Annotated in this window: 10 protein-coding genes and 1 pseudogene; 4 read left to right on the top strand and 7 right to left on the bottom strand. The window is 39.0% G+C overall.

Annotated features, from left to right (window positions below; all coding sequences use genetic code 11):
- Nucleotides 1-404 precede the first annotated feature (404 nt).
- Together AB1498_10045 and AB1498_10040 are read left to right on the top strand one after the other, a co-directional pair.
- A pseudogene (locus AB1498_10045) lies at nucleotides 405-1115 on the top strand (PDDEXK nuclease domain-containing protein).
- Between the two features lie 103 nt (nucleotides 1116-1218).
- The gene (locus tag AB1498_10040) at nucleotides 1219-2547 is read left to right on the top strand and encodes an ATP-binding protein (GenBank protein ID MEW6088627.1); all 1329 of its coding nucleotides are present in this window, start codon (nucleotides 1219-1221) and stop codon (nucleotides 2545-2547) included.
- A gap of 150 nt (nucleotides 2548-2697) precedes the next feature.
- On the opposite strand, the gene AB1498_10035 is transcribed toward AB1498_10040, so the two are convergent.
- Nucleotides 2698-3057, bottom strand: coding sequence for an L-2-amino-thiazoline-4-carboxylic acid hydrolase (locus tag AB1498_10035; protein ID MEW6088626.1), 360 nt, complete (start codon nucleotides 3055-3057; stop codon nucleotides 2698-2700).
- 126 nt (nucleotides 3058-3183) lie between these two features.
- Here AB1498_10035 and AB1498_10030 point away from each other — a divergent pair, with 126 nt between their 5' ends.
- Nucleotides 3184-3726: a hypothetical protein gene (locus tag AB1498_10030; protein MEW6088625.1), complete on the top strand. Its 543-nt coding sequence runs from the start codon at nucleotides 3184-3186 to the stop codon at nucleotides 3724-3726.
- An 11-nt stretch (nucleotides 3727-3737) separates the two neighbouring features.
- Nucleotides 3738-4541 carry an undecaprenyl-diphosphate phosphatase gene (locus tag AB1498_10025; protein ID MEW6088624.1) on the top strand — a complete coding sequence of 268 codons (804 nt, stop codon included), beginning with the start codon at nucleotides 3738-3740 and terminating at the stop codon, nucleotides 4539-4541.
- Between the two features lie 90 nt (nucleotides 4542-4631).
- Here AB1498_10025 and dut read toward each other — a convergent pair whose 3' ends face one another.
- The 6 genes from dut to AB1498_09995 all read right to left on the bottom strand — a co-directional run bounded on the left by dut (nucleotide 4632) and on the right by AB1498_09995 (nucleotide 9494).
- Nucleotides 4632-5081 carry a dUTP diphosphatase gene (dut, locus tag AB1498_10020; GenBank protein MEW6088623.1) on the bottom strand — a complete coding sequence of 150 codons (450 nt, stop codon included), beginning with the start codon at nucleotides 5079-5081 and terminating at the stop codon, nucleotides 4632-4634.
- Complete coding sequence (gene rpmE, locus AB1498_10015; protein ID MEW6088622.1) at nucleotides 5078-5302, bottom strand: 50S ribosomal protein L31; 225 nt, start codon at nucleotides 5300-5302, stop codon at nucleotides 5078-5080. Before rpmE ends, dut begins: the two co-directional genes overlap by 4 nt.
- A gap of 66 nt (nucleotides 5303-5368) precedes the next feature.
- The gene (gene rho / locus AB1498_10010) at nucleotides 5369-6625 is read right to left on the bottom strand and encodes a transcription termination factor Rho (protein MEW6088621.1); all 1257 of its coding nucleotides are present in this window, start codon (nucleotides 6623-6625) and stop codon (nucleotides 5369-5371) included.
- Nucleotides 6626-6870: 245 nt separating this feature from the next.
- Nucleotides 6871-7479, bottom strand: coding sequence for a dephospho-CoA kinase (gene coaE / locus AB1498_10005; GenBank protein ID MEW6088620.1), 609 nt, complete (start codon nucleotides 7477-7479; stop codon nucleotides 6871-6873).
- 117 nt (nucleotides 7480-7596) lie between these two features.
- Entirely contained in the window at nucleotides 7597-8880 is a 1284-nt protein-coding gene (locus AB1498_10000; protein MEW6088619.1) for a nucleotidyl transferase AbiEii/AbiGii toxin family protein, read from the bottom strand.
- A gap of 2 nt (nucleotides 8881-8882) precedes the next feature.
- Complete coding sequence (locus tag AB1498_09995) at nucleotides 8883-9494, bottom strand: hypothetical protein (protein ID MEW6088618.1); 612 nt, start codon at nucleotides 9492-9494, stop codon at nucleotides 8883-8885.
- Nucleotides 9495-9643 lie beyond the last annotated feature (149 nt).

Raw genomic sequence — 9643 nt, 5'->3', positions numbered from 1 at the left:
CACAATATGATGATTATTATACCTCAAAATTTTCTTAAAAACAGGGGGGAGCATTTAAAAAGTTGATTTTTATCGATAATGATAAGGAATTTTAATAAAATGTCAAAGAGATTTTTGACATTACGAAATTTTAGATAGGGGAAAAAACATGAAAAAACAAATAATAACTGCCAAGGTAAATACTTTCGATGACAAAACATTATTTAGAGAAATCCGCGAATTAATTCTTTCGGAACTTAAGGAATATGCGTAAGTTTTATTTAGTCTATCAGGGGAGGGCCTCTCACATTTGGCAGATGCCATCTGCCAAATTGATTGAAGGGCAAAAAAGTCAGACGGAGTCTAGCCAATCCAAGGATGTTCAGCTCCCCGGGATTTTGCAGATCCCATCTGCCAAATCAGGGAAACCGTTATTTGGCCTTAGCTGGTCTCAATATGTTTTCCTCGTTGGGATTAAAGACGATAATGCCCGAAGTTTCTATGAATATAGAGGCGGAAAATAATGGATGGACACTGCCGGAACTCACGCGTCAATTTAACTCCGGGTTTTATGAGCGTTTGGCGCTAAGCCGGGATAAAGAAGGTGTTCAAAAGCTGGCAAAGGAAGGCCAAGTTGTTACAAAGCCTGAAAAAATCCGTTTGTTTTAGAATTCCTGGGGCTTGAAGAAGATTCTAAATATTCAGAATCCGATTTGGAGCGGGCAATCATTGATAAACTTGAGCATTTTCTTCTGGAACTTGGCAAAGGTTTTCTTTTTGAGGCGCGCCAGAAACGGTTCACTTTTGACGAGGACCACTTTTTTGTCGATCTGGTTTTTTATAACCGCCTTCTTAATTGTTATGTACTGATTGACCTTAAAATCGGTAAATTAACTCATCAGGATCTTGGGCAAATGCAAATGTACGTCAATTATTTCGACCGGCATGTGAAGACTGAAAGTGAAAACTCAACCATCGGGATTATACTTTGCCGAAAAAACCGCGAGGCCCTGGTTGAAATTACCCTTCCGAAAGACGCCAACATCCACGCGAAAGAATACCGCCTCTATTTGCCGTCAAAGGAAGAATTAAAGAAGAAACTTCTTGATTGGACAAACCAAGAGCGAAAGGTATAATGTGCTGGAGATTAAAAAGCTTGCATTTTTTTATGTTCTGTAATACAATTTGATTGATAAAATGTGATTTTTATCACATAAACTTAATCAAAAAGGTGAAATGATGGAGCGGTCAATAATAAAACAATTGGTTTTTTGGAGAAAATCGGAACATAGGAAACCGCTTATTTTGAAAGGTGTTCGCCAGGTCGGTAAGACGTGGTTGTTAAAGGAATTTGGCAAAAAATATTATGAAAATACGGCTTATTTTAATTTTGATGAGCAAGGAGAATTAAAACAATATTTCGAAACAACCAAAGACGTTAAAAGGATCCTTCAAAATCTTACTTTGATTAACGGCGCTCCGATTCTCCCGGGGAAAACACTTATTATTTTTGATGAAATTCAGGAATGTAACGCGGCGCTCAACGCGTTGAAATATTTTTACGAAACCGCGCCGGAATATCATATCGCCTGCGCGGGGTCATTGTTGGGTGTCAGGGTATCAAAACCGGAGTCGTTTCCAGTTGGAAAAATTGAGTTTCTGGCGATATATCCGATGACGTTTACAGAGTTTTTATGGGCGATGGGAGAGGAAAAACTTGTTCAATATATTGATGGCATTGATGGCCTGGAACCCATACCAGATATCTTCTTTAATCCGTTATATGAAAAATTGAAGATGTATTTTATCACCGGAGGCATGCCTGAATCAGTGCGCTCCTGGGCGGAAGAAAGAAATGTCGCGAGGGTTCAAAAGGTATTGCGGGATATATTGGATGCCTACGAGCTTGATTTTTCAAAACACGCGGAAATAAAGGATATTGCCAAGCTGGGGTTGATCTGGTCGTCGATACCATCACAGCTTTCAAGAGAAAATAAAAAGTTTACGTATAAATTGGTCAAGGAAGGGGTAAGGGCAAGAGAGTATGAAGATGCTCTTGTCTGGCTTTGTAACGCGGGGATTGGATATAAAATATACCGGAGCACAAAGCCTGGCCTGCCTGTCTCGGCGTATGACGACCTGAGCGCATTTAAACTTTATGCGGTTGATGTCGGGCTCTTGCGCCGGCTGGCATTACTTGACCCGGTGTCGTTCAGTGAAGGTAACCGGTTATTTTCGGAGTTTAAAGGGGCGCTTTCCGAGAACTATGTTTTGCAAAGCCTTGTGACTCAATATGAAGGATTGCCGAGATACTGGTCTTCAGGGGCAACAGCCGAGGTTGATTTTACTATTCAGCGCGGTAATGATATTATTCCTATAGAAGTTAAGTCGGATGAAAATGTGCGAGGCAAGAGCTTTGTTTTGTACAATCAAAAATATGCCCCGTTAATCCGTGTAAGATTTTCTATTAAGAATCTTAAGAAAGACGGTAACCTTATTAATGTCCCGATATTTTTAGCGGACCATCTTGATAAATTTATTCATCTGGCGGCATTAAAAAATTCTTGATTTATATGGAAGACATGTGTGACCGCTATATATTTTTAGATTATTAAAAACCATCCTGCACTTTTTATCCCCCGCTCCAATCCTGTGCGTAAATTCAACATTCAATCCGCAGGCATGAAATGTGCCGAGGTCGATTTGATAGGCGATATCTCATAATGTTTTGATTTTATCGTCCGAAAATTTATTTTCTTTCCATGCCTCAACCAGAGGGCATGCTTTCATGGTAAGAATACATTCTTTTTCATTCACTTTTTCTATTCCCGGCCTGAAAATTTTACCGCCGAGAGGCGAGGATTTTACGAATTCCTTCGCGAGAGCTTTCAGGCCGCCTTTTTCAATGGCCTCTTTATATTTTCCGCATTTCGATTCTCCAAACTTATAGATGCTTTTTGAAAAAAATTTATCCGTTTTTTTTACTCCCAGATTTTTCTTCATTTCTTCATAAATAAACGCGTATGCCATTGCCCTGCTTTTAATGGCGTTTTTTAGTTCCCGCTCCGTTTTAACCATTTTATTTTTCCTTTACTTACTGAATATTATACAATGGCAATAATTTAAAGGCAAAGTATAAAAGAAGGCTGTTTGTTCCGCTTGACAAGTCCATTCGTATCAGATAAAATAAAATCCTTTTAAACCATGAAGAGAAAATTAATCCTATTTTTTATAACGTTTATTCTGCTTATAGTATACGCGCTGATAAAAATCTTTATCACGGGCATGAGTAACGAAGGCAGGATGAAGGTCTTTCTGCCACAGATTCAATCCTACCTGGAAACGGAGATAACGAAGGATTACAGCGGTGAGCCTTATGTGAGAGGCAAAATAGTGACAATCGATACCGGGACAAAGACCGTTGATTCCCAGACATACCTTGGATTATCTGATGTATTAAAGGCTGAAAAGCCGCAGGAAGTGGGCACAGTGCTATTAATAGAGTGGTTCAGGGAGAAAGAGGGGTATTATACTGACGAAAAGACAGGCCAGGTTATAGGAGATGCCTACAGGGGTTTCGCGAAAGTATCGATCGTTGACTGGCTGGACAAGGTTCTTGTCGAGGAAAGAATATTTGAAGGGGAAGCTCTTCCCGAGAAAGTGTATGTGGCAGGCACAGACGATTACAAAAACGCATACCCGGTTTTTACGGTATTAAAATATCTTGAAAATCTTCCTAAACGTTAAAAGATTGATATATGAATGATATAGTTAAAGCTGTTATTCTCGGCATAGTCGAAGGGGTTACTGAATTTCTGCCTGTTTCCTCAACGGGGCATTTGATTCTTGTAAACCAGTATATTTCCTTCAGCGAACGGTTCACAAAGATGTTTGATATCGTAATACAGCTTGGCGCTATTTTATCCGTAATTGTGTTTTTCAGGAGCAGGATTTTGCCGTTTGGGAAGAAGAGTCTGGTTGAAAGAGATAAAATATTTGATATTTGGAAAAAGACAATTATGGGAGTAATTCCCGCCTTGTTTATCGGCGCGTTATTCAAAAAGCAAATAGAGGAGCTGTTATTTAATCCTGTAACCGTTGCCGTGGCGCTTGTAATCGGCGGAATTGCGCTGATTCTTTTAGAAGGCCGGAAAACATGCGATAAAATTCAGACAATTGAAAATTTAAATTATAAGACTTCTTTTCTTATCGGCCTCATCCAGTGCCTTGCGATGATACCCGGAACATCCAGGTCCGGCGCGACTATAATCGGGGCGATGCTTCTCGGATGTTCACGAATTGTTGCTGTGGAATTTTCATTCTATCTGGCCATTCCTACAATTGCAGCGGCATCAGCTTATTCTTTTTTGAAGGCTGGCATGGTTTTGTCTTCAAGCGAGCTTGTATCTCTTTCGGTTGGATTTATTGTTTCTTTTCTTGTCGCATGGATAGTAATTGCCGGTTTTATGAATTTCATAAGCAAAAGGGATTTTAAGTTGTTTGGATATTATAGAATAATTCTGGGAGGGATTGTTATTTTATCTTTTTTAACAAAAAGATAAAAGGAAGTTAAAGCGTTGATGCGTAGAAGCGTAAATGCGAATTTATATTTTAACGCTTAAACGCTTTCACGCGCATACGCATTTACTTTTTTATTTCCCCGTGTGCCCGAACCCGCCGTCATTTCTTTTTGTTTCAGGAAGGCCGTCTTTTAAAATAAATTCAACCTGAGACACTTTATTGATAACCATCTGGGCAATGCGGTCTCCGCGGTTAATTACAAAAGGCGATTTTCCCAGATTTATCATTATGATTCCTATCTCGCCTCTGTAATCAGCATCAATAGTACCGGGGCTGTTCAAGATTCCAATACTGTGTTTTAGCGCCAAACCGCTTCTCGGCCTGATTTGGGCCTCGTAACCTGGCGGCAACGCTATTTGCAAGCCGGCAGGGATCAGTTTTGTTTCACCGGGAAAGATAGTGACAGGTGTTTTAACGGCTGCCGCTATATCCGCGCCGGCCGCGTGTTTACTCATAAAACAGGGAACGGGGATATCTTCATTCCCCGGCAATCTTTTAATATCAACCCTGACCTTGCTCATGCAGTTTTTTGAACAGCGGAATCATCTTTTTTATATTTTTTTCTGAATTTTTCAATCCGGCCGGCAGTATCAATAAGTTTGTGTTTTCCTGTAAAAAACGGATGGCACTGTGAACATATTTCTAATTTTAACTCGCTTTTAGTTGAGCGGGTCACAAATTTATTCCCGCACGCGCAAGTTACCGTGATCTCTTCATATTTTGGATGAATACCTTCTTTCATTCTGAAAAACCCCTTTCTATTATTTTGCTGTTCCTCAATCCCCTCTTTAAGGAGGGGAAGGGGAGGCTATTTTTCGTTGCTGTTAATTGACTCGAGGAAATCTTTGTTATTTTTTGTTTTGGCTAATTTTTCAAGCAATAATTCCATTATTTCAGTTTCGCTTAACTGGTGAAGCACGCGTAAAAGAAGCCATACACGGCTGAGCTCGTCTTTTTCCATCAAGAGCTCTTCATGCCTTGTTCCTGATTTACCCACATTAATCGCGGGGAAAATGCGTTTTTCTATAAGGCCCCTGTCAAGGTGCAGTTCCATGTTTCCGGTCCCCTTGAACTCTTCAAAAATTACGTCATCCATCCTGCTCCCGGTGTCAACAAGGGCAGTCGCGAGTATTGTTAAACTCCCGCCTTCTTCAATATTTCTGGCGGACCCGAAGAACCGTTTCGGGCGCTGGAGGGCGTTCGAATCAATTCCTCCTGAAAGCACCTTGCCGCTTGAAGGAATAATAGAATTGTAAGCACGCGCGAGACGGGTGATACTGTCTAACAGGATTACAACATCTTTCTGGTGTTCAACCAGCCTTTTTGCTTTTTCCAGAACCATTTCCGCTACCTGAACATGCCTTGTCGGCGGTTCGTCAAACGTGGAACTGATTACTTCTCCTTTGACTGAACGCTGCATATCGGTTACTTCTTCGGGCCTTTCATCAATTAAAAGTACAATTAACACTACTTCAGGGTGGTTAGTCGTGACGCTGTTGGCAATTGCCTGAAGAAGCATGGTTTTACCGGTTCTGGGCGGGGCTACAATTAATCCCCTCTGGCCTTTTCCTATGGGAGTGATCAGATCCATGACCCGCATCGATAAATTAGTTTTTGTTGTTTCAAGTTTTATCCTTTTTTGAGGATAGAGTGGAGTCAGGTTATCAAAAAGTATCTTGCTTTTCGCGATTTCAGGATTTTCAAAATTGATTGCCTCGACGTGCAAAAGGGCGAAATATCTTTCACCTTCTTTTGGAGGGCGTATTTGTCCTGATACAACATCGCCAGTCCTGAGTGAAAATTTTCTGATCTGTGACGGTGAAACATATATATCATCCGGACCGGGAAGATAATTATATTTCTCTGAACGCAGGAACCCATACCCGTCCTGCAAAACCTCCAGAACTCCCTGCCCGAAAATAAGGCCGTTTTTTTCAGTCTGCCCCCTGAGGATCTTAAAAATCAGTTCCTGTTTTCTTAAATTACTTACACCTTCTATTTTCAGGTCATGTGCAATCTCGCTTAATTCAGAGATAGTTTTACCTTGTAGCGCGCCAATATCCATTTATTTCTCCTTTTGAATACATTTTTAACACATCATCAGATTATAATTAATTTCCATTTAGATTTAGAATAGAAAATAGACAAAGAAATAGCATTTTTTTAACAGGATAAACGGAAAAGTTTGATTTGATAAAAAAAATACACCATACTCAATATTTATTTAATCCATTAACTGGAAGAGAACTACAACCTGAAGTGAAATTGATTTTATGGTTGGTTTTCAATTATTTCAAACTATAGTATATATTATTCCAGCAATTTGTCAAGTGATTTTTCTAATATTTTTTTAAGGCCTGTTCTTGATGAATTATTTTTTATATGGATATCGGCAAATTTTATCTTTTCTTTTAAAGGCATTTGGGACGCGATGATCTTTTCAGCAAGTTTTTTTCTGTTTCTATTTTTACCCGCGAACCGCCTGATCCGGAGGCTTTTTAAAGAGGAAACAACGATTAATTTATCCGTTAGACGGGTTAAACCGGTTTCTATTAAAAGCGGCGCGTCCAGAATGACCATTTTGCGGCCCGATTTTTTATGGATTTTTATTTGTTTTATTATCTCTGATATTATTGCCGGATGGAGTATGTTTTCCAGCTTTTTTAATTTAACAGGAGAGGAAAACACAATTTTCCCGAGTATCTTCCGGTCAATGGAACCGTCTTTTTTTAATATATCACTGCCTAAAAAATTAATTATTTTTCTAAAGCAAACTGATCCAGGGGCCATGAGGCCGTGCCCGATTCTGTCCGCGTCAATTACAGTCGCCCCGGTTAATTCATGTAGAATGCCCGCGGCGGTTGATTTCCCGGAGGCAAGGCCGCCTGTGATGCCTATGACGAGAGTTTTGGATTTCATCTAATTCCCTTTCTCTTAATTGTAGAATATCAGTCTCCAAGTTAAGTTTTCCATAGGATTTCTTTATACTTTTGCGTTTTATTTTTTTATTTTCATAGCTTTTTTTGCTCATATTACTTATTTTAGTAAGTCATCTAATTCACAAGAAAGCAGGGCTGATTTATTAAGCACAATCTGTTCTTTCTGATTCAGATTATCCGCAGTTGTTCTGACAAGTTTGGTTGTAATGGTGCTGCCGAGCGTTATACGATTTGTTTTTTTAAGGTAATTTTCGGTTTTCTGATAAAAAAGTGTAGCGTACTGTATCAATTTATCCTGCGAAACATGTCTATTTTTAACTACGTTATTATCAAATTTAACCAGATTTTTAATTTTACCGTCTACTGGTATCGACAAATCTCCATTTCTATCCTCAATCCAATCATCAGTAATAGAATAAATAATTTTTACTGATTTTTTATCTTCTGTATTGTACCAATACGCGAAAGAAAAATTTTCGGTATCAAAATCCTGATGAACATCCACACTTTCTAATGTGGTTACTCTGCAAATTTTATATCCATCAAGGAGGTGAAAATAGCTTTCCCGCCAATTTTTGAGCCAATTCTCAATAAATATCTGATTCACGAAAAGAGGCATGAGATCCTGTTTGAGATTCGTGTCATTTACCTTGTTCATCTGTAAGGTAAGTCTGTCAAAAAGCGCGCTCAAGTCTTTTACACCAACGCCCTTTTCAATGAGATAGTTAAGATCGGGCACCACTTTTTTATCCATATACCAAAGAAGATCATATATGTCGCGTCCTTTTTCTTCATATACCGTCTTGCCTACCCCGCGCTGTCCGCGCAGGAAAATCGCGGCGATCTTGCTTGCCATAAGTGTGGACATATTGTAGGTTTTGATAACAAAAGAAAGCTGATTGAAGTTTTTTGGCCAACGCTCAATTACGGCCTTTGGGGCATTAAAGTGATTGAGATCAATTTTGACGTGCACCTGTTTTGACGGATGGCTGATACCTAACTCATTACCAATGTGGAAACGTAAAAGCAATCCTCTTCCATTTGTTATTGATATTGTCAGAAACTCCTGGCCAGAACCATAAATATTTTTAAAATGTGTTTCAATTTCTTCTTTCAATTCATTCAGAAATGTATCTGAAACAGGGTGCGCAATTTCAAAATCCAGATCAACCGACATACGGTCAAGTCCATGGCATATACGGAGTGCTGAGCCGCCGTACATAGTCCAATTGCTGTAATCTGGATGATGATAAATAAAATTAAGGACATAAAATTGCAGTTCCTCTTTGAGTGAGTTTCGTTGTGTCTCGACATCAATGTTCCCACTGGCGGAAATGTCTTCAAGTTTTCTTTTAAGGGTTATAAGAATTTGATTATTCATAGTCATATATAGTTTTTTATCATTGTATAAAATTTTTTCTGCTCTTCCGGGCTTATCTCATCAATATCAACGCGTAACTCTTCGATTAGTATTTTTATATCCTCAAACCGCACCCCGCGGAATTGGTGTGTCCTGAAATAAAGCAGGTCGAATAATGCTTTTGCCGGAGAGGCAATAAAGAAATCAAATTTATCTTTCGTTAAAGCAAAATTCGAAAACAATTCCTTCTGTATTGACTGGTAAGAAAAATTACCTATCTTTGTTTTATACGCCCGGGTTACTTTTAAAGTGGTTGACGTTATCGCGTGTATTGCTTCGGTGGTCAGGTTGTAATACTGAAGCGCGGCCCATGAGCTTACATACGACGGCGCGCGAAGAATATTAGCGAGGTAGAATAAATAGGAAATATCTCCCTTGTTTTTATTATAAAAATCAGCGGATACATATAGCCCATTCTTGAGAGGGATAATTTCTTTGCGCTTTAAAGACCGGCTTATATAGGTATCAACTGTGGCGATTTTAAGTCCATACTGTTTGCTAAGCTGATAAAAAGCTGTTTTGTCAAAATATGGCTGTGATTTCAACTGGTCAAGTAATATTTCTCTATATTTCATATTTATGATGAAATTGTATCAAATGTGAAATGTGATGTCAAGGCAAAAAATGAGCAGTTGTGCAAATACTTTATGTTCTAAATATTCTTTAGCCAATCGTTCACTGGTTATCATTTTGCTAATACCAATCCAATTAGTGATACTTTTGA

Source organism: bacterium, assembly GCA_040754625.1.
Taxonomy (GTDB): Bacteria; JACRDZ01; JAQUKH01; order JAQUKH01; family JAQUKH01; genus JAQUKH01.
This window is presented reverse-complemented; position numbering and strand designations above follow the sequence as displayed.